This window comes from Streptomyces sp. NPDC107521, assembly GCF_055598485.1.
Genome location: NZ_JBVKAT010000003.1, coordinates 198,509 through 217,820, shown reverse-complemented (window position 1 = coordinate 217,820; position 19,312 = coordinate 198,509). Strand labels below are relative to the sequence as shown.

Sequence of the window (19,312 nt, the reverse complement as noted above, 5' to 3'; positions counted from 1 at the left end):
AGTTGTGACGATCCGTGAGTGCAATCGGGTGACGCTCCGTGCGGGCACCGGAGGGATGACGACTCGCTCACCCGTCCGGTTCAGGCGAACAGGGCGCGATATGACAAATATGCACAAGCTGGGTGCGGTGTTCCCGCGAGCCGCATCCGGAGGTCCCCGTGCCCCGCCAGCGTCCCCTGAGGCGACCCGTCCGCGAGGCCCCCGGGGCACCCGGCGCGGGCCGCCGCCCGGCCGGTCCGGGGGTGTTCGGGCCCCGGCTGCGCGGGACGACCGCGGTGTGCACCGCCCTGTCGGCGGTCGCCGCGACCTGCCTGATCACCGTCCCCGCGGAGGCCCGGCCGTTCTCCCCGGACCCCTGCGCGCTGGCGCGGACCGCCGCCCACCACTCGGAGGGGCTGGCCACCTGGAACACCGCCTACCCGCGGCCCACGCGCGCCCTGGACGCGGTGATGGTCTTCCTCTCCTTCCCCGACTCCCAGCCGCTGACCACGCCCGCGGAACTGGCCGCCGACCACTTCCCGGCCACCACCGGCTTCTTCCGCCGTGCCTCCTACGGCAGGTTCACCCTCCGTCCGCACCCGCTGCGGCACTGGGTGTCCATGCCCCGCCCCTCCACGGCCTACGCCATACGGCGCGACTGGAGTCCCGGGCGCCGCTCCGCCTATCTGCGCGACGCGCTGGCGGCGGCCGACCCGCACGTGGACTTCCGGCGCTACGGCGTCGTCTACTTCGTGGCCGACCCGGACGCGCCCGGGGTCGACTCCGACGCGACGAAGGTCGTCAACCTGGACACCCCGCTGCGGGCCGACGGCGCCGACATCCGGCGGGTGGTCACCGTGTTCGAGGACCATCCGCCGGACCGGCTGGTCCTGGCCCACGAGACCGGTCACGTCTTCGACCTGCCCGACCTGTACCGGCGGCCGGTCGACGGCGACGGGGACTGGGACACCCACGTCGGCGACTGGGACCTCATGGGCAGCCAGTTCGGACTGGCCCCGGACCTCTTCGGCTGGCACAAGTGGAAACTGGGCTGGCTGGAGCCCCGGCAGGTGGCCTGCGTCCGCGGCACCGGGCCGGTCCGGCTCACCCTGGAGCCGCTGGGCGCCGGGCCCGGGGTGCCGGTGGCGGGCGCCGCGGGCGCGCCGTCGTTCGGGCTGGGCCGGGGGACCAAGCTGGCGGTGGTGCGCACCGGGGCGGACACGGCGCTGGCCTTCGAGGCGCGCGGTCCGGTGGGCGACGACGCGGCGGCCTGCCGGGCGGGGGTGCTGGTCTACCGGGTGCGCGGGGGCACGGAGTCCGGCGCGGGGCCCGTCCGGGTGATCGACGCCCATCCGCACACCGAGGCGTGTGGGCGGGACTCGGTCTACCCGCCGCTGGCGGACGCGCCGGTCGGCCTCGGGGAGAGCTTCACGGTGCCCGGCGACGGTGTGCGGGTGGAGGTGCAGGGGCGGACCCCCTCGGGCGCCTGGACGGTGAGCATCACCCCGGGGGCGGGGGCGCCGGGGCGGGGATGAGGCGGGGGATGAGGTGCGGGACGGGCGGCGGACCCGGGTGGCGGGGCGGGCGCGGGAGCGGTGCGGAACGCGAGGGGGGATGAGGCGCCGTACCGGGTGCCGGCCGGGTGCCGGGCGCCGTGCCGGGTGCGGAGTGCGTCCCCGGGAGCGTGGCCGGACATGAGGAAGGGCGTTCCCGGAGACCGAGAACGCCCTTCGCCAGTCAATCCTGGCTTTCGCCGGTGCGCCGCCAGGGACTCGAACCCCGGACCCGCTGATTAAGAGTCAGCTGCTCTAACCAACTGAGCTAGCGGCGCCTGCTGACGTCGTAGACCTTAGCACCCTGGTCGGCGGGAGGAAAAATCGAAATCCGCACCGCCGCGCGGGCCGCCCGCACGGCCGCCCAGAGCAGGATCTCGGGGCCCGGCAGCCACGGCCGCCGGGTGTCCGGGGCGACCAGCCAGCGGTCCCCGGGATGGTCGGTCCCGGCCTCCGGTGCCGGAACGGTCACCGTGTCGCCGACGCCGTGGCACAGCAGGGGCGGGACCCCGCCGGTACGGCCGCCCGCCCGGCCGCGGGTGCCCCACTCCTCCCACTCCAGCAGCGACGGCAGCCGCTGGGCCGTGCCGGGGGCGGCGAACACCAGGAGACGCCCGCGCACCTCGGCCACCGGCCCCGAGCCCGGGCCCTCCTCCCACATCCGGTCCAGCATCCGGCGGCCGAACAGCGTGGGGGCGCTCACCACGTCGAAGACCGGGCCGCAGGGGAGGGGGACCGGGACCGAGGGCCGTTCCCGCCACGAGGCGAGGGCGCGCCGGGCGCGGGGGTCCGCCGAGGCCAGCCAGGCGGCGCCGTCCGAGGTGAGGTCCGAGGCGTTCCGTGTGCTGCTCATGCCGCCCAGATCTACCGTCGGTAAGCGAACCGTTTCACCGTGTTGCGGGAAACCGGGACAGAGGGCGTGGGGGAGGGGTATCGTGCCCGCCTGGCATATGCCCTGGTGGTACGGCCCGGGGCACGAGGCACGGCGCGGGGTCCGCCGCGGGGCCGGGGAACGGGGCCGAGACGGTCGGGCAGCGCCGGGGGTCCCGGCCGACGGGCACTCCGTCGCTGCCGCGGAGACGCCGATGCCCCGGAGGCCGGGGGCCGCGGGGCGCGGGCGGGCCGGCGCGGCAGTCGGGCCGCGGGGGCCTCGGGGCCGATGGGCCTCAGGACGTGGGCCGGACCGCCGGCCGCCGGGTCAGACCGGGCCGACGAGTCCCGGGCCGCCGCGCTCGGCCCCGCTCAGCAGGTCACGGCCGAACTCCACCATCTTCTTGGCGTAGTCCTCGGTCCACTCGGCCCGGTTCGCGATCTCCGCCGCCGTCAGCCGGTCGAACCGCCGGGGGTCCGCGAGCTGCGCGGCGGCCATCGCCTGGAACTCCACCGCCCGGTCCGCCGCCGCCCGGAAGGCCCGGGTCAGCTCCGTGGACCGGTCCAGCAGGGCGCGGGGGTCCTCCATGGACTCCAGGTCGAAGAAGTGCTCGGGGTCGGTGGCGGCCTCCGCGGGCTCGAAGAGCAGGGGCGCGGGGCGCAGCCGCCGTTCGTTCCGGTGCGGCGCGGGCTCCGCCATGGTGTCGCCTCCTGGCTGGGCCGTTCACGACCCGTCGGGGAAAAGGTCCACCGTCCATTCTCCCGCGCCCGCGCAAGAGCACGGAAACCTTTCACCCCACCCGCGCGCGTCCACCCGCCCCCGCGCTCCGCCCGGCTCCGGGCCGCACCGGGACGCGGCCCCGCGTCCGAGGCGGTCCCGCGTCCGAGGCGGCCCCGCACCCGGAGGCGCCGCCCGGCCCGCCCCCGGTCAGGGCCGCCAGGACACCCGGTGCTCCGCCAGGTGGGAGAGGACCGCGTGGTTGGCCTCCCAGCCGTCGGGGAACTTCACCAGCGTCCCGAGCTGCACCGGTTCCGTCGACGGGTAGTCGTCCAGCAGGGCGTCCACCCCCGCGCGGCACACCACGACGCAGGCGTGCCGGTGGCGCGAGGCCAGCACACACAGCCGCCCCGTCTCCAGGTGGAAGGCGGTGGCGTCGGGGCGGCCGGACAGCGGGTGCAGCACGACCGTCACGTCGTACTCACGGCCCTGGAGCCGGTTGGCCGTGTCGACCGTGACGTCCCGCACCCCGAGCCCGGCCAGCGCCTCCCGCACGGCCGCGGCCTGGTCGCGGTGGGCGGTGCCGACGGCGACGCGCGCGGCGGTCAGCGGCACCGGCTCCGGTCCCCGCTCCGAGACCGCCGCCCCGCCCCGCTCCAGGAGCCGCCGGACCACCGCCGCCACCGCCCCCACCGCCTCCGGGTCGGTGCGCGGGGTGTGCCGGGCGGGCAGCTCCAGCAGGCCCCAGCCCGAGGCCGCCGCCTCGTCGATCACCCGGTCGGGGCCCGAGCCGTCCGACGGCACGGCGAAGAACAGCCGCCGGTCGCCGGGGCCGGTGCCGCTGCGGAACGGCGTGTACGGGTAGAAGGCCTCCGAGACCAGCGGCGCCGCCGACGCGGGCAGCCGCCACGACACCGGCAGCCGGTGCTGCGGCAGGGACGGGTTGTGGGCGAGCAGGGTGCTGACCGCGGAGGCCGAGGGATCGTGCGACAGGCCCGCCCACTGCTCACCGCCCACCGTCGAGAACGGGTCGAGCTGGCCCGGGTCGCCCACGAACAGCGCCCGCTCGAACAGCCCGGCCACCGCCAGCAGCGCGTCCGAGCGCATCTGGTACGCCTCGTCGACGATCGCGTGCGACCACGGCTCGTCCACCTCGACATGCGCCCACTTGGCCGCCGTCGACAGCACCACCGGCACCCCCGCGAGCTGGTCCGCCCTCGTCGACGTCCGCACGTTCGGCAGGTCGTCCAGCGCCCGGTCGTACGCGTCGGTGTCGCTGCTGTGCAGCCGGCCCACCGGCAGCTCCGGAGCCTTCTCGGCCAGCCGCAGCACCAGATCGTCGACCTGCGCGTTGGTCTGCGCCACCACCATCAGCGGGCGGCCCGCGTCGGCCAGTTCCAGCGCGGCCCGCACCACCAGCGTGGACTTCCCGGCACCGGGCGGGGAGTCCACGACGACCCCGCGCTCCGTGCCGCCCAGGGTGTCGGCGAGGATCGCGGCGGTGGCCCGGGCGGCCTCCGCGCCCGGGTCGAAGGCGGCCCGCGGGCGGACGTCCTCGGCGGTCACCGCGGAACCTCCCCGGTCCGGTGCTCGGCGGTCACAGCAGATCCTCCTCGGTACGCGCGTCGGCGGGCTCCGGCAGGAGCGCGCCCGTCGCCTCGGGCGGCCCGCCGTGGGTCCACGGCGTGTGCTCCGGGTCGGGCAGCTTCGCCCCGCCCCGCTGCTCGTGCTCGAAGAGCGTGAAGGTGACCGCGTCGCCCTTCCCGGGCACCGAGCCCGGCTCCGGCTCCCGGCCGCGCCCCATCTTGTCCACGATCCGCAGCACCACGCCGCCGTCCCCGTCCCGGCCCGCGAACTCGGCCGCCTGCGGGCGCCCGCCCAGCGACCGGTACACCTTCACCCGCTCCGCCAGATGGGGCAGGTCGTCGGTCCGGACGGTGACCAGCGGGCGCGGGGCGGGCCGCTTCCCCTCGCTGTACGCCATGACCACGTCGGTGACCTCCCCGGCGAACGCGTCCCCGGCCAGCCGCCGCCCCGCCATCACCAGCGGATCGTCCAGCGCCTCCTGCGCGTCCAGCCGGGCCTGCTCCCGCTCGCGGGTGGCCAGCTTGTTCGCCGCCGTCACCGCGTCGTCGCGGCGAGGCTGCGGCGGCTCCCCGGCGAGGACCCGGTCCCGGTGCGCGGTGAACGACCAGCGGTCGCGGGTCCACCGCTCCTCCGTCCGCGCCCCGGCGGGCAGCTCCCGCAGCAGGTCCAGGCCCCGCCACACCGCGTCCCAGGTGGGCCGGGTGCGGCTCTCCACCAGCTCCCGGATCTCCCGCTCGGCGGCGGTGAGCGCGCCCATCCGGTCGTCGGCCTCCAGACCGTCCTCGGCGGCGGCGAACGCGGTGCGGGCGCGGTCGTAGCGCTCGATGGCGGGGGCGAGCAGATCGTTGTCGAAGGCCGGGTCGGTGGCCGGACCGGCGGGCGGGCACAGCAACTGGCCCCGGTCGTCCCGGGCCAGCTCCGCGCGCAGGGCCGCCGCCGCGCCGGACGGCGCGTCCCCGGGCGGGGCGATCCAGGCGAGCAGCTTCCCAAGGTGCTGGTCCTCCGGCGAGGACTGCCCCGTCGCCCAGTGCCGGCCCAGCAGATCGGTCATGGCCAGCAGCAGCGACGAGCCCGGCACCCGCGCCCGCTCCCCGTAGTGGGTCAGCCACCGGCCGAGCAGCGGCACCCTCGGCGGCGCCGGGTGCGGGGTGTCCGGGTCCTCCTCCGCCGTGCGCCGGAACCGCATGGCCCGGCCCAGCAGCCGTACGAACTCCAGGCCCGCCCGGCTCGGCACGATCACCTGCGCGGCGTCCGCGCACAGCTCGACCTCGACCTTGACCCGGCGGCCCGTCCCCGGGTCCGTCCCGGTCCGCTCGGCGGCCTCGACCGCCTCCGCGCACGCCTCGATGTGCGGCAGCACCAGATCCGCCAGATCGGCGAGGAAGGCGAACCGCAGGTCCCGGTCCCGGGGCTGCGGCACGACCAGCAGCCGCGGCGCCTTCCGGTCGGTGCCGACCAGCGCCCCCAGCGGGGCGCCGGCCTCACCGGCGGTGGTCAGCGGCACGAACACCAGGGGGCGCTCGGACAGGTGCCGGTGGCGGACGGTCGCGGCGGGCTGGGCACGCCCGGTGCGCACGGCCTCCAGCCGGGCCAGCGTGGTGATCAGCGACATGCCGCCCCCAGGGCCTCCGCGCGCAGCAGCGCCGCGCGGCGCAGCGCCGCCACCGCGGGATCACCCGCGTCCCCGGACTCGCCGCGCGCGGCGGCGAGCACCTCCGCCACCCGGGTCAGCCCGCCCAGCTCGGCGCGGACCGGGCGGCCGAGCGCGGTCACCGCGTCGGCCTCCCGGGCGCGGGCCCGGCAGTGGAAGGCCAGCTCGCAGGCGGACAGGCACTCCGGCGCGTACGACGCGGGCACCGCCTCGACGGCGGCGGCCAGCTCCTCGGCCGGCAGCCCGGGGGAGAAGCAGACGCCCTCGGGCAGGGCGTCGGCGATCTCCTCGATCCGGGTGAGCCGGGCGAGCTGGCGGGCGGTCACCGCGCGCTGCCTGCGCACGTCGACGGCGGAGGCGGTGGGCAGGTTGGTGAAGTCCTTGGGGCACACCAGCAGCACCCGGTGGCGCACCCGCGGCACCGGGTCCAGCCGGGCCGCGATCCGCTCCAGGGCCAGCACGTAGACCGCCGCCTGCCGGGCGGCGGCGCCGACCTTCGCCGGGTCCGCCGAGCCGTCCAGCATCGGGAAGGACTTGATCTCGACGACCGACCAGCCGCCGTCGGGGTGCACCACGACCGCGTCCGGCTCCAGGAAGGCGGGGGAGCCCGCCACGTCGAGCGCGACCATCGGGTGGTCCAGCAGGGCCCAGCCGCCCGCCGCGGTGGCCTCCCGCAGGGTCAGCGCCGTGCGGGCCGCGCGGCCCTCGGGGCCGGTCGCCGACAGGTCGGGCACCCGCGCCCCCGCGGGCGGCTCGGCGCCCGGGTCCAGCCGCTCGTGCACCAGCCGCAGCAGCTCGGCGCCGCCGTCCGCCTTGACCCGGGCCTCGAAGGCGTTGCCGCGCATGAAGGCGAACTGGGACATGCCGAAGACCGAGGGCGCGCCCAGCGCGCTCGCGAGCGACGCCTTGTCCACCCCCGCGCCGTCGAGGATCGCGCGGCGCCCGCACCCGGGGTTGGCGGCGAGGGCGGCCAGGGCGCGGGCGTCCAGCGCCTTGGCGGGGACATCGGGACCGCGCAGCTCAGCGAGCCGGTGCCGGAGCCCCGTCGTCCGCGTCCGAGGGGGAGGCGTCCGGCCCGGCTCCCGCCGCGACCCGCTGCTCGCGCTGCCGTGGAAATCGCTCACCCGCGGAAGTCTGGCATCCGCCACTGACAATCGGGGACACCACGTCGACCGGGCCGCCCGCGGAAGGTGCGCCGGCGGGCGCGAGCCGCGCCGTGACGGAGGCCGGCAGCCGGGCGGCGAGCCAGGTCCACGCCCGGTCCGCGCCGCGCATCGCCAGCGGCGTCAGCAGCAGCCCCGCGCCCATCACGGCGGCACCGGCCACCGCGTCCAGGAAGTAGTGGTTCGCGGTGCCCATCACCACGATCGTGGTCACCAGCGGATAGACGACGCCCGCCGCCCGCGCCGTGCGGGTGCGCCCGTGCCGCCAGAGCAGCACGCCGCACCAGAGGGCCCAGCCCACGTGCAGGCTCGGCATGGCCGCGTACTGGTTGGTCATCCCGCCCAGTCCGCGCGGCGCGCTCGCCTCGCCGCCCCACCAGCCGTACGAGCTGTACTGCGCCATGGTGTCGACGAAGCCGTGGCCCGCGTCCAGCAGCCGGGGCGGGCAGGTGGGCAGCAGGGTGAAGCCGATCAGGCCGATGAACGTGGAGACCATCAGCCAGGTGCGGGCCGCCCGGTAGCGCACCGTGTGCGAGCGGAACAGCCAGACCAGCACCGCCGGGGTGACCACGTAGTGCAGCGAGGCGTACCAGAAGTCGGCCGGCACCCCGATCCAGGGCTCGCGGGTGAACAGCCGGTTCAGCGGGTGCTCGGCGTTGAGGAACAGCGCCTTCTCGATGTCCAGGATCGCCAGGCCGTGGTCCACGGCGTCGGAGATGTCGCCGCGCACCAGGAGACGGCCGGCCGAGTAGCAGGCGTACACCAGGGCGATCAGCGGCAGCTCGGTCCACCAGCGCGGACGGGTCCGCGGGGTCGCCCCAGTACCCGGTGTCTCGGTATGAGGCAATCCGATCGCCCTCCCCTTCCGTTCCCCCACGCGTCCTTGCGCGGACACGGGCGTGCCACTCTACGGCCTTCGCGCACCCCCTCACCGGGTGGCCCCGGCCCTGATAGACGCCGGTATCGCCCCCCGGGTTGCGTGCCCGGGGCGTACGCGATGATGGAGGGGTTCCCGCCTCGCATTCCTCCCGGAGGGTCCCTTCCCATGGCACCGCGCATCCTGCTGGCCCGGCACGGACAGACCGAGTGGTCGCTGTCCGGCAAGCACACCGGCAGGACCGATGTGCCCCTCCTGGAGGAGGGCCGCCGGGGCGCCGGACTGCTGGGGGAGCGGCTGCACCGGGCGCCGCTGGACGGACTGCCCGGCGTAGAGGTGCGCACCAGCCCCCTCTCCCGCGCGCGGGAGACCTGCGACCTGGCGGGCTTCGGCGAGCGCGCCACCACCTGGGACGCGCTCCTGGAGTGGCACTACGGGGAGTACGAGGGGCTGAAGCCGGAGGAGATACAGGCGCTCCGGCCGGGCTGGCTGATCTGGCGGGACGGCGTCCCCGGCGGCGAGAGCCCGGCCGAGGTGTCCGCCCGCGCTGACGAGGTCGTCGCCTGGGCCCGGGAGGCGGACCGGGACGTGCTGGTCTTCGCCCACGGCCACATCCTGCGCGCCATGGGCGCCCGCTGGCTCGGCCTCCCCATCGACTTCGCCGCCCGCATCCGTCTCAACCCGACCTCCCTGTCGGTCCTGGGCTGGGCCTACGGGGACCCGGCCATCGAGGCGTGGAACGACCTGGGCCACCTGGCGGCGTAGACGGCGCCCGACGGGTGGGCAGCCCGGTGGGATCACCACGCCGACGACGAGGGGCCCTGTCCCGTCATCACCCACTGAGCAGCGACGTCACCCGCCGGCACAGGACGAAGGAAGCCCGGCGCGATCGGCCCGCGGACAACCTCTTGCTCTCAGCCTGCCTCGACCGAGTCGGACCGCGTCGTCACGACGTCACCGGTAACGGCGTCCAGTGTGATCACCCGGATGGAGGGAGCACTCGTGGACGGTGAGGAGTCGTCGTCGGGAGGGCCGTCCTGGGCAACGCCGTCCTGGGAGGGGACCGCCTCCGCGCCGGGTGGGCCGACACTCAGCATCCAGTACGGGTGCCAGCGGCCGATGCCGTCGGTGCGGGCGAGCAGTTCGCCGGAGTGGACGATGTCACCGGGGAACTTGTGCGTGGCGATGGCCTGAGCCTGTTGTCGGCCGATACGCGCCGAGGGCAGTTCGGGGTCGGGTATGTGACGTGCGGTGAATGAGGTGATCTTGAGGTCGGGCCCGACAAGGACGTCCATCCGCATGGGCATCAGCACGCCGTTCTCACGAGAGCGCCAGGAGACCAGTTTCGAGGCTTGTCGAGGCCCGGCGGCACTGACATGGGTGTCTCCGGCGAGGGCCCAGGGAAAGTGGGCTCGCACGAAGGTGGTGCCGGCCTTCAGGGCGGCGTCATCACTGACGGGTGCGGTATCGGGTCCGACGGCCGGGCCGATGGGCTGCAGCAGACCGGAGGTCACTTCGCGGGAGGGCCACTCGATGTCGAGTACCCCGCGGTCGGTGTTGGCCGAGATCCGTCCGGGACCTCCTGCCGGCCCGGGGAAGAACTGCACCGACGTGGCTCGGGCCCGCTCACCGAGGAAATCGGTGATCGCCTTCCGGGCGGTCTCCCGCTGTTCGGGGGAAGCGGCATCCGCCGATGCCACCTCAGCCATCACAAAGGTGACGGTGAAGGCGCTGATCAGACCGAGTACGGCGATTCCGGAGGTGAAACCGATGAGGGAACGGCGCACCTGATGCCTGCTGATGAGGATGACGGTGTCCTGTCCGCCGCGGGTCGTTTCCCAGTGCAGTCCGGCGCCCACGACCAGGGCACCGGAAAAGGCGCCGAGGCTGTTGGTCCACAGATCGGTGCTGTCACACGCGCGCCCCATGCCCGGTGTAAGAGCCTGCGTCACCTCGATGGCGGCCGAGAGAGCGACACAGGCCAACGCGACCGGAATCGGACGCCGTGTCAGCCAGGTGGCCAGGGCGGCCAAAGGAATGAAGAGGAGAATATTCAGCAACCCTTGGGCGGTGAACGTTTCCGTGACAATATTACGTTCAATGAAGCACGTTGCCGAGGCGGGCGCGTCCGGGGAAATGGGATAGAGCGTGGCGCTCATGACGGCCGCGAGCGCGGCACCCGTCAGGGCGCACAGGGTTCCGGGCTTCCCGAGACGGCGTCCCAGGAAAAAGGACATCAGAGCCGCAATCATGGAGAAGGTGACGGCGGTCACCAGCATTCCTTGATTGCCATTGAATACTGCCTGAATCATGCGGTCGTTTCCTGGGCTCGCGCGGGAGGATCGGTGCAGGTGCGGGGCCCGCTCGTGAGCGGGCCCCGCGTTCAACGTTTCAGCACTGGGTGACCGGCGCGTTGTTGAAGGTCTGCTGACCCTGAACCTCCATCCAGCCGATCACGGCGTTGCAGCCGCTGAGGTTGTAGTTGGACCACTTGGTGCTCTTGGTCGTGCCCGACGACTGGGAGAACCACGATCCGGTGTGTGCGGTGCCGACGTGAGTCCATCCGAAGCGTGCGGTGATGGTCCCGCCACCGGTCTTGTCGTACGCGTCCGTCACGTTCCAGGAAGAACCGGTGCCACTGGTCAGCGAGGTCCACAGGACGCCGTTGCTCAGCTTCGTGCGGGATGTGCCGTAGTCGAAGTTACCGCCGGCCACTGCGGCCGGGGCGATGACCCCCATGCCAATGAGTACAGCTGCCGAAGTGGCGACGACGCGTCGGGCTGCGGCCATTTCCTGAACCTTCTTTCCGATGGATTTAGTGAAGATCATCTTCTCGGACATGAAGAAATCTAAAGGATTCAGCAAGAAGGTCGCAGCGATTTTGTCGATATGTGACCCGGTTCACACAGGACAGTCGAAGATGTGCGACTTGACGCACTGTTGGTCATAAGTCTTTCTTAATCTCGATTCGAGGAGCCGTCTTTCCGGTTTTCGCCCCGAAATGTGTCCTCAATGAGTCTTGCCTCACCAGAAACAATAGACTATTGATCGCTCTGGTTATGAGCCGGCCGTCGCCTCCCATCGAGGTGGACCCATGATGTCGATCCACTTTTTCGGGCGTTGATCCGAACCGGTTCGAGTTCCGGGGTCATGAGCTGCGGGCGATGCGGGGCCCGGCGTTCTTCGCGCCGGTCCTGGCCTCGCGGGTGCAGGGGTGGGCGATGCCGCGCATCGCGGACCCTGGCGGGTGGGCGACCGGCGTCCCGATCGTCGGCCAGGGGGAGGGGACGGCGGCAGCGGACCGTCCGTTACCGCCGGGACGATGCCGAACGTGGACGTCGGCTCTTCGAAGGCGGCCCGCCCGAGCCGAAGCCCGATCGCCGTGGCGGGTCGTCCCCTTGGATTCCGGTGTGTGGTGCGAAGCCGCTGACGCCCAGCACCTGCCGGTTCGGCATCGACTTCCGTTCAGGGTGCCGAGACCGGTGCTCCCTTGCGTGGCAGCAGGGCTCCGCGCGCTTCACGGGCCGTCCGGCGCGGTCCACGACGAAGCGCCCGAACACCGTTTGTCCGGGCGCTTCGGTGACCGAACCTCCCGCGCGTGCGCGGGAACCGCGGCCGGGGGCGGGCCACGCGCGGGAGTAGGGGGCGGCCTCGTCGTCCGGGCCGGTCACGGCTGCGCCGGTACCCCGTGCCCGCGCGCGGGAGGCGCGGCAGGCGGGCGGCTCGCATGGGTCGGACCCCGCGCCCGCGGGCACCCGTCCCCTCGCCCCGGGAAGGGGGCCCCTCCCCGGCGCGGGGCGGCGGGTCCGTGCGGAGGCCCGTGCGGCGGTCCGGGCCGCCCGTGCGCGTTGGGCGTGACGACTCTCACGCCGTGCGGGGCAGCGCGGCGTGCCGGTCCAGGAAGGCCGAGACGCCCGGGACCCGGCGGTGCGGGAGCAGCACTCGCGCGGTGCCCGCCAGCATTCCGCGGACGCGGGAGGACTGGACCTCGCCCAGCAGGTCCAGGACCCGCATCCCGGCCCCCGCCGCCTCGTCGGGCCGCCCGCCCCGGGCCAGGTCGTCGGCCAGCTCGGCGGAGTACAGGGCGAGGTTGCGGGTGAAGTGCGGCTCCTGGAGCTCCGCCGCCCGCCGCGCGTGCCGGGCCGCCCGGGACCAGTCGCCCAGCGTGGACCAGCACTGGGCCTCCAGGCCCTCCAGCTCGGCCTCCCCGTAGAAGCTCATCCACTCCGGGTCGGCCGCGGAGGTGCCCCGCCCGAACAGGGCCTGGGCGCGGATCAGCGCCTGCTCGCAGCCGACGCGGTCGGCCATCCCCGCCCAGCCGCCCGCCTCGCGCAGCGCCAGCAGCGACATCAGCCGGTCGGAGCCCAGCGTCCGCGCGACGCGCTGCGCGGCCTGCGCCGCCCGCACCGCCTCCCGGGGGCGGCCCGCGTCCCGGGCCAGGAACGCCGTGTTGCAGAAGGCGTGCGCCTCCACCCCCGCGTCACCGCCCGTCCGCGCCGTGGCCAGTGCCTCCGCGTAGTGCGACCGGGCGTCCTCGAAGCGGCCCGAGTCATGGGCCAGCCAGCCCACCGAGAGGGCCAGTTCGCCGGCGCCCGCGCAGAGCCGGTCGGCCGTCGCCCGCCGGGTCACACCGGCGTCCAGCAGCGCGTACGCGGCGCGCAGCGGGGCCGCCGCGCGCCGGTAGAGCCCGTCGGCCCCGTGCCGGTCGTCGAGCAGCCGGATGCGGCGGACGGCCTCCTCCACGGCGCCCGCGCCGCCCGTCCCGGGGCCGCCCGCGGTGCGGGGGGCCGCCGAGGCGTCCGGCGCGGCTGCCAGGGGGGCCAGCGAGGCGGCCGCCATCGTGGCCCCGCCCGTCATGAATGCGCGACGCAGCACGTCGCTCTCCTCGTGGTCGTCGTGCGGTCCGTACGGTGCGTACGGCTCATGCGCCCCGGCCGGCCCGCGCGGGGGGCGCGGGCGGCGGTCGGGACATGCCGGGGGCGTCTCCTCGGCGGCGCGCGCCCTCCGCCCGCGGACGGACGAACGGGGCGCGAAGCCCAGGTCGGTGAGCGTGCGTCCGGGGAACATGTGCAGGAACACCCGTTCGTACGCGTAGTTGGGGCAGCGGATCTCGCCCGCCTCGACCCGCCCGACGTACCGTGCGTCGCAGCAGACCCGCTCGCCGATCTCGCGCGCGGCCCGCCGGACGGCCGCGGCGAACTCGGCGGGCGAGCGCCGCCCGCGCAGCCGCCGGAAGACGAGGTTGGGCCGCGGGGGCCGGTCGGGCCGTGCGGAGTCCGCCGATGCGGTCGATGCCGTCGCCATGGCCGGGTCCTCTCGTGCGAACCGTCGAACCCCGCCGGGCCGGGGCGGGTCGCGCCGACTCCGCTCGCCGTCCCGTTCCCGGCGACCCCGAACGTACCGGTTGTGACGGAGCGGACACAGGGAGTTTGGTGACAAAGCGGATATCCCCTCCACGATCCGCCATGAAGTGCCATCCTTTGCGGCCCACTTCGCCCGTAGCCGTTGACGCCCCCGCGCGTTGAACCCCGTGGCCCCGGAAGCCGGGGAGGCGGGGGAGGCCGAGGAGGATTCCGTGGGAGAGGCCGGGATGGAGATCAGCCGGTTCGGTGCGTCCGAGACCGTCGGCGCCGTGTGCGGGGCGGACACCCTGTGCGAGGTGGTGACCGTGCCGACCCGGCACGGACTGGAGGCGGTCGACATCCTCCGGCGGGGGCCCGGCGAGGGGATCGGCCCGGTGCTCCACGACGGCCGCGGCGAGACCCTCGGCTTCCTGGTGCCGCCCGGTACGGCCGCCGCGTGGGACGTGCCGGGGAGCACCTGCACGGAGACGGACCGCCGGGGCGCACGCCTCCCGCTCGCGCCGGAGCCGCCGGTGCGCGGCTCGGACTGGCTGCTGCCGCCCGCCGCCGCCGCGGACCCGGCGACCGACCCGGCCGTACTGCGCGCCGCCCTGGGCGAGGCGGCCCGGCTGCTCGAAGTGGCGGACAGCTGCTGCTGATCCCCGGGCCGCACCGGGCCACCCAGACCCGGGCCGGCCCCGCCGCCCGACCCCCGCTCCGGCCCCGGGTGGGCGGCCCGGTCCGGGCCGGCGTGGCTCGGTCCGGTCCGTTCGGTGCGGCTCGGCGTGACCCGGTCCGGTCCGGCCGGGAGCCCGCCCCCGTTCCGTCCTCCGCCGCGTTCCGCGTCCGGGATCGGTGGCCCGTGCCGTACGGGCACGTCAGGGGCGCGGGGCGCGGTCTGCCCCGGGCGGGACCGGCGGACGGCCGCTTCGTGCGCGCCCCGATAATGGGGGGATGGGAAAGGCCAGGAACCCCCGCCGAGGGCGGGCCGCGGTGGAGTCCGTCGTCGAGGACGTCGACGGCGGCCGTGCCGAACTGGTGCCCGACCGGGAGCGGGCCAGGGCCTGGACGCTGCTGATCGACGGCGCCCCGCAGTCCCACGTCGACCTGGACGACCCCGCGCACCTCTCCTTCGAGTACCAGCGCCGCATGGGCCACGTCATCGACCTGGCCGCGCCGCCCGGCAGGCCCGTCCACGCGATCCACCTCGGCGGCGGCGCCCTCACCCTCGCCCGCTACACCGCCGCCACCCGCCCCCGCTCCACCCAGCAGGTCGTCGAACGCGACGCCGCCCTCGTCGCCCTGGTCCGCCGCGCCCTGCCGCTGGACCCCGGCGCCCGGATCCGCGTCCGCTCCACCGACGCCAGGGCCGGGCTGGCCAAGGCGGCCGACGGCTGGGCCGACCTCGTCGTCGCCGACGTGTTCAGCGGCGCCCAGACCCCGGCCCATCTGACGTCCACCGAGTTCCTCGACGAGGTCGCGCGCGTGCTCCGCCCCGGCGGGCTCTACGTCGCCAACCTCGCGGACGGGCCGCCGCTGGCCCATCTGCGCGGCCAGATCGCCACCGCCGCGGCCCGCTTCCCCGAACTGGCCCTGATCGCGGACCCCGCCGTGCTGCGCGGACGGCGCTTCGGCAACGCGGTCCTCGTCGCCGGCCACCGACCCCTGCCGGTCGCCGAACTCACCCGCCGCGCGGCCTGCGACCCGCACCCCGGACGGGTGGAGCACGGGCGCGCCCTCACCGACCTCACCGGCGGCGCGGCGCCCGTCACGGACGCCTCGGCCGTGGACTCACCGGCCCCGCCGCCGTCCGTCTTCGACCGGGCTCAGTAGGTCCCGATCTCCACCCGGGGCGCGCTGTCGTGCCAGGTGCAGAACACCGACACCCGCTGCTCGCCCGAGGCGAACTCGACCCTGATCCACTTCTCCGTCTTCCACACCTGCATCGACCAGCCCGCCGCGGGCGCCGCCGACACCAGCGACGCCGACGACGGCCCCAGGTCGAACACCGCCCGCCCGCCCTCGGTGTCGTAGCCCTTGACCCGCCCGGTCGCGGACGCCGAGGGGGAGGGTGAGGAGGACATGGCGGCGGGACCGGAGGGCGGCTCGGTGTGCGGGGCCGCCGGGTCGGGCGTGCCCACCGGCTCCTCCGGCGACGGGGCCGCGTCGCCCGGGGGCGTGTGCGACGGCTCGGTGGCGGACGGGGTGGGAGTGCCGGCCGGGGTGACGGCGGGGGAGTGGCCCCCGGCCCCCTCCGAGGCCGTGATCGGCAGGGCGCGCGGGGCGTCGTACGCGGTGCCCGCCAGCACCGTGCGGACACCCCACCAGGACAGCGTGACCGCCGCACCCGTGGCGAGCAGCCAGGCCAGTACGTGTACGAGTCCTCTGCGCATCGCGGCCATACTGCCTCACAGGTCACCGGCCTGTCGCCCCCTGTGCGGAGCTCTTCCCGGACGTCCGCGCGGGCGGGGCGGAAGCCATCCCTCCGGTGGCGCGGAACGCTGGAGTCCGGGCGCGGAGGAAGTGATTCCGGGGCCCTCGCGGGGGCCGCCGGGAGCCCCTCCGGGGCCCGGTTCGCGTTCTGCGCGGCGGGAGGCGGTGCCGCTGCCCGAAAGCGGGTCGGATCCGGCTGCCGGAGGGTGGTCGGGGCGCGGTCCGGAGCCCGGTGGGCCGCCCGCGCGGAATCCGGACAACTGCTGTCCGGAACGTGGCGGTCGAGACCGTCGGGGCCATGGGGAGGCCGTCCGACGGACGGTCGGCCGTGGGCGGTGGACGGTGCTCGGACGGCGGTGGGCCTCCGGGCCGGGCCCGGGGGCGCCGCTCGGACGGGGGTGGCCTCCGCCCCGGTCCCTTCGACCCCGATGCCTTTGGCCCCGGTTCCTCCGGCCCCCATCCCTTTGGCCCCGGTTCCTCCGGGAGTGCCGCGCGGGGCCGTGCCGGGGGATGCGTCTCCGCCCCGGGCCCGCCGGGGGACGCGGCCCGGGGACGGTGGACTCCAGGCCCGCTGGGGCCGGTCGGGGCGCCGTGCGACGGACGGCGCGGCTCCGCTTGGCTGGAACGCCCTCGTCCCACTGCCCGGACGGCGGGTGACGCCCCGTCGGCGGCCCCGCCGGGCGGCCGGCCGCGAGGCCGCGGACGGCCTCGCCGGAACCCGGCCGGGCCGCTGGTCGGACCGCTTCACACGGTCTTTCCACAGGCTCCTCACGGAGTTGTCCACAGGCCCGCCGCGGCCCGGTCCGCATGGCGTACGGTGCGGCGCATGGCAAGTGTGCTCGTGGTCGAGGACGACCAGTTCGTACGCTCGGCGCTCATCCGGCATCTGACCGACGCCACGCACCTGGTGCGCAGCGTCGGCACGGCGCTGGAGGCGCTGCGCGAGGTCGCCCATTTCCGTTTCGACGTGGTGATACTCGACCTCGGACTCCCCGATCTGGACGGGTCCGAGGCGCTGAAGATGCTGCGCGGCATCACCGACGTCCCGGTGATCATCGCCACCGCGCGCGACGACGAGACGGAGATCGTCCGCCTGCTCAACGCGGGCGCCGACGACTACCTCACCAAGCCCTTCTCCGTCGAGCACCTCTCCGCCCGGATGGCAGCCGTGCTCCGCCGCGCCCGCTCCGGCACCGCGGGGGCACCGCCGTCCACGGTGCTGAGGGTCGGCGGCCTCACCGTCGACCCCCTGCGCCGCCAGGCCGAACTGGACGGTGAGCGGCTGGACCTGACGCGCCGCGAGTTCGACCTGCTCGCCTTCCTCGCCGGCCGCCCCGGCGTCGTGGTGGCCCGCAGGGACCTGCTGGCCGAGGTCTGGCAGCAGTCCTACGGCGAGGACCAGACCATCGACGTCCATCTCTCCTGGCTGCGGCGGAAGCTGGGCGAGACGGCCGCCCGGCCCCGCTATCTGCACACCGTGCGAGGCGTCGGCGTGAAACTGGAGCCGCCCGCGCCGCGGCCCCCGGACGAGGAGCCGCCCCGATGAGATGGGCCCTGGTCAAGGTGTCGCTGGCGGTCACCGCGATGGTCGTGGTGGCCTTCGCCGTGCCGCTCGGTCTCGCGGTCCGCGAGCTGGCCCGCGACCGCGCCTTCTCCAACGCCGAGCGGGAGGCCACCGCCGTCGCCCCGGCGCTGTCCATCACCACCGACCGGGACGAGCTGGAGCGCGTGGTGGCCTCCGCAGGGATGGGCGACGGCATGGCCGTGCACCTGCCGGCCACCGGTACCGACCCGGTCCGCTCCCACATCGGCCAGCGGCGCGCCACCGACGAGGACATCGCCGCCGTGCGGAGTGTGGGCCGCGCCTCCAGCACCGAGGTGCGCGGCGGCTCGGCGCTGCTCCAGCCGATCGCGCTCAGCTCCGGCGAGATCGCCGTCGTCGAGGTGTACGTGCCGGAGTCCGAGGTGACCAACGGCGTCGGTACGGCCTGGGCGGTGCTCGCCGCCGTCGGCGTCGCCCTGATCGTCGGCTCGGTCGCCGTCGCCGACCGGCTGGGCGTGCGCATGGTGCGGCCCGCCCAGCGCCTCGCCGAGGGGGCGCACGACCTGGGGGAGGGGAAGCTGGCGGCGCGGGTGCCCGAGGAGGGCCCGCCCGAACTGCGGCGCGCCGCGGTCGCGTTCAACTCCATGGCCGACCAGGTCGTCCAACTCCTGGCCAACGAGCGGGAGCTGGCCGCCGACCTCTCGCACCGCCTGCGGACCCCGCTGACCGTGCTGCGCCTCAACGCGGCCTCGCTCGGGGACGGCCCGGCCGCCGACCAGACCCGGGCCGCCGTCGAGCAGTTGGAGCGGGAGATCGACGGCATCATCCGCACCGCCCGGGAGGCCAAGCCGCAGACCGGCGCGGCGGGTCCGGTCACCGGGTGCGACGCGATGGAGGTGGTCCGCGAGCGGATGGGCTTCTGGTCGGCGCTGGCCGAGGACCAGGGGCGGGAGTGGCGGCTGGCCGGCGGCGACCGGACGGCGCGGGTCCCGGTGGCGCCCGCCGACCTGGCCGCGGCCCTCGACGCCCTGCTCGGCAACGTCTTCCAGCACACCCCCGAGGGGACCGCCTTCGTGGTCGACGTCTGCGAGGGCGAGGACGCGGTGACGGTACGGGTCTCCGACGCGGGCCCCGGCATCACCGACCCCGAGGCGGCCGTGGCGCGCGGCCGGGGCTCGGGGACGGACGGCTCGACGGGGCTGGGGCTGGACATCGTGCGCCGCCTCGCCGAGTCGGCCGGTGGCAGCCTGCGCATCGGCCACTCCGCGCTCGGCGGGACCGAGGTGCGGCTCCGCCTGCGGCTCGACGGGCGGACCGCGCCGGCGCGCCGGGGGCAGCGGGGGACCGTCCGGCGCCGCAGACCCCTCCGACGGGCGGTCGTCACCGAGGGCTCCTGACCTCCCGCCGGTGACCTCCCGCAGGGCAGGACGGGGGAGGAGCCCACTCCGGCGGGGACGGCGTCAGGTGGGCACGGCGCCCGGCCGGGAGGGTACTTGGCAGGAAGAGGGCACCCGGCGCCTGGGCAGGGAGCGGCACCTGGTGGGCAAGGGCACTGGGCGGGTACGGCACCCGGCGGGGACGGCACCTGGGCAGGGA

The 19,312-nt window shown here is 75.4% G+C and carries 16 protein-coding genes and 1 tRNA gene; 6 read left to right on the top strand and 11 right to left on the bottom strand.

Translation table 11 applies throughout. The annotated features are described in order from the left end of the window. Positions 1 to 158: 158 nt before the first annotated feature. The gene (locus ACZ7LB_RS06970; RefSeq protein WP_471465821.1) at positions 159 to 1,514 is read left to right on the top strand and encodes a M6 family metalloprotease domain-containing protein; all 1,356 of its coding nucleotides are present in this window, start codon (positions 159 to 161) and stop codon (positions 1,512 to 1,514) included. 222 nt (positions 1,515 to 1,736) lie between these two features. Here ACZ7LB_RS06970 and ACZ7LB_RS06965 read toward each other — a convergent pair. The 7 genes from ACZ7LB_RS06965 to ACZ7LB_RS06935 all read right to left on the bottom strand — a co-directional run bounded on the left by ACZ7LB_RS06965 (position 1,737) and on the right by ACZ7LB_RS06935 (position 8,368). Continuing rightward, positions 1,737 to 1,810 (bottom strand) — tRNA-Lys (locus tag ACZ7LB_RS06965). Continuing rightward, complete coding sequence (locus ACZ7LB_RS06960) at positions 1,801 to 2,385, bottom strand: hypothetical protein (protein WP_471465819.1); 585 nt, start codon at positions 2,383 to 2,385, stop codon at positions 1,801 to 1,803. Before ACZ7LB_RS06960 ends, ACZ7LB_RS06965 begins: the two co-directional genes overlap by 10 nt. Positions 2,386 to 2,730: 345 nt before the next feature. Beyond that, a complete protein-coding gene (locus ACZ7LB_RS06955; protein ID WP_471465817.1) occupies positions 2,731 to 3,102 on the bottom strand; it encodes a hypothetical protein in 372 nt (123 codons plus the stop codon). Positions 3,103 to 3,330: 228 nt separating this feature from the next. Further along, positions 3,331 to 4,686 (bottom strand): AAA domain-containing protein, encoded by a 1,356-nt coding sequence (locus ACZ7LB_RS06950; protein WP_471465815.1) that lies wholly within the window; start codon positions 4,684 to 4,686, stop codon positions 3,331 to 3,333. A gap of 31 nt (positions 4,687 to 4,717) precedes the next feature. Beyond that, entirely contained in the window at positions 4,718 to 6,319 is a 1,602-nt protein-coding gene (locus ACZ7LB_RS06945) for a hypothetical protein (protein WP_471465813.1), read from the bottom strand. Next, positions 6,310 to 7,482: a hypothetical protein gene (locus tag ACZ7LB_RS06940; RefSeq protein WP_471465811.1), complete on the bottom strand. Its 1,173-nt coding sequence runs from the start codon at positions 7,480 to 7,482 to the stop codon at positions 6,310 to 6,312. The genes ACZ7LB_RS06945 and ACZ7LB_RS06940 overlap by 10 nt, the downstream gene beginning before the upstream one ends. Continuing rightward, the gene (locus ACZ7LB_RS06935) at positions 7,379 to 8,368 is read right to left on the bottom strand and encodes a phosphatase PAP2 family protein (protein WP_471465809.1); all 990 of its coding nucleotides are present in this window, start codon (positions 8,366 to 8,368) and stop codon (positions 7,379 to 7,381) included. Before ACZ7LB_RS06935 ends, ACZ7LB_RS06940 begins: the two co-directional genes overlap by 104 nt. Positions 8,369 to 8,566: 198 nt before the next feature. Between ACZ7LB_RS06935 and ACZ7LB_RS06930 the strand changes: the two genes are divergently transcribed. Then, entirely contained in the window at positions 8,567 to 9,163 is a 597-nt protein-coding gene (locus ACZ7LB_RS06930) for a histidine phosphatase family protein (protein WP_471465807.1), read from the top strand. Positions 9,164 to 9,312: 149 nt separating this feature from the next. Here ACZ7LB_RS06930 and ACZ7LB_RS06925 read toward each other — a convergent pair whose 3' ends face one another. The 3 genes from ACZ7LB_RS06925 to ACZ7LB_RS06915 all read right to left on the bottom strand — a co-directional run bounded on the left by ACZ7LB_RS06925 (position 9,313) and on the right by ACZ7LB_RS06915 (position 13,702). Then, the gene (locus ACZ7LB_RS06925) at positions 9,313 to 10,710 is read right to left on the bottom strand and encodes a VanZ family protein (protein ID WP_471465805.1); all 1,398 of its coding nucleotides are present in this window, start codon (positions 10,708 to 10,710) and stop codon (positions 9,313 to 9,315) included. A 79-nt stretch (positions 10,711 to 10,789) separates the two neighbouring features. Then, positions 10,790 to 11,239 (bottom strand): hypothetical protein, encoded by a 450-nt coding sequence (locus tag ACZ7LB_RS06920; RefSeq protein ID WP_471465803.1) that lies wholly within the window; start codon positions 11,237 to 11,239, stop codon positions 10,790 to 10,792. A gap of 1,023 nt (positions 11,240 to 12,262) precedes the next feature. Continuing rightward, entirely contained in the window at positions 12,263 to 13,702 is a 1,440-nt protein-coding gene (locus tag ACZ7LB_RS06915) for a hypothetical protein (RefSeq protein WP_471465801.1), read from the bottom strand. Positions 13,703 to 13,988: 286 nt separating this feature from the next. Between ACZ7LB_RS06915 and ACZ7LB_RS06910 the strand changes: the two genes are divergently transcribed. Beyond that, entirely contained in the window at positions 13,989 to 14,399 is a 411-nt protein-coding gene (locus ACZ7LB_RS06910) for a hypothetical protein (RefSeq protein ID WP_471466061.1), read from the top strand. A gap of 295 nt (positions 14,400 to 14,694) precedes the next feature. Next, on the top strand, positions 14,695 to 15,573 hold the full coding sequence (locus ACZ7LB_RS06905) for a spermidine synthase (RefSeq protein ID WP_471465799.1): 879 nt from the start codon (positions 14,695 to 14,697) through the stop codon (positions 15,571 to 15,573). On the opposite strand, the gene ACZ7LB_RS06900 is transcribed toward ACZ7LB_RS06905, so the two are convergent. After that, the gene (locus ACZ7LB_RS06900; protein WP_471465797.1) at positions 15,567 to 16,133 is read right to left on the bottom strand and encodes a hypothetical protein; all 567 of its coding nucleotides are present in this window, start codon (positions 16,131 to 16,133) and stop codon (positions 15,567 to 15,569) included. The two genes, ACZ7LB_RS06905 and ACZ7LB_RS06900, sit on opposite strands and share 7 nt — an antisense overlap. A gap of 866 nt (positions 16,134 to 16,999) precedes the next feature. Here ACZ7LB_RS06900 and ACZ7LB_RS06895 point away from each other — a divergent pair. Both ACZ7LB_RS06895 and ACZ7LB_RS06890 read left to right on the top strand, forming a co-directional pair. Then, a complete protein-coding gene (locus tag ACZ7LB_RS06895) occupies positions 17,000 to 17,719 on the top strand; it encodes a response regulator transcription factor (RefSeq protein WP_471465795.1) in 720 nt (239 codons plus the stop codon). Continuing rightward, positions 17,716 to 19,113, top strand: a complete 1,398-nt coding sequence (locus ACZ7LB_RS06890; protein ID WP_471465793.1) for a sensor histidine kinase — start codon at positions 17,716 to 17,718, stop codon at positions 19,111 to 19,113. The genes ACZ7LB_RS06895 and ACZ7LB_RS06890 overlap by 4 nt, the downstream gene beginning before the upstream one ends. Positions 19,114 to 19,312 lie beyond the last annotated feature (199 nt).